The organism is Vibrio sp. 2130-1 (genome assembly GCF_033339515.1).
Window position 1 is genome coordinate 1 of the sequence record NZ_JAWOUT010000717.1, and the last position, 520, is coordinate 520.

Consider the following 520-nt stretch of genomic DNA (forward strand, 5'->3'; position numbering starts at 1 on the left):
ACTCGCCCATTATTGACGTAATCTTCAATCGCCGAGTTAGAAAGCTTCTGCCACGCTAAGTCCTCAGGAAGCGGTGTCGCCCATTGATTTGCGGTGACACTGCCAAGTAGCAGCCCGCCAGCAATTAAGATAAGCGATGCAGAACCGGATACCACGAGTGCTTTATCGCCATGAACGCGTTTAACGCGAATCATCAGAACAATAAACGCGACTAAACCGACGAGAATGACCCAAAACACTGGTAGGTGATTGGCCATCAAAGACAGTAGCCAAACGCTGGTGGCCAACATCATCACACCAAATACGTTTTTGACCACGTTCATCCACTGACCCGGCTTCGGCAATTTAAGCGCAATGCTTGGGAAAATTGCCACCATAATCCAAGGCAACGCCATCCCCAACGCTAAGGCGGTGAAAATTGCAAACAGCGTAACCACATCGGCACCCAAAGCAAACGCCACGGCCGTTCCTAGGAAAGGCGCAGAACAAGGCGTAGCAAGCAAGGTTGCAAACATCCCTT

At 50.4% G+C, this 520-nt stretch carries 1 pseudogene; it reads right to left on the reverse strand.

Annotation, left to right across the window (positions count from 1 at the left end):
* Window positions 1-520 (reverse strand): annotated as a pseudogene (locus tag R7Q09_RS28305) (cytochrome C biogenesis protein); the annotation flags it as partial.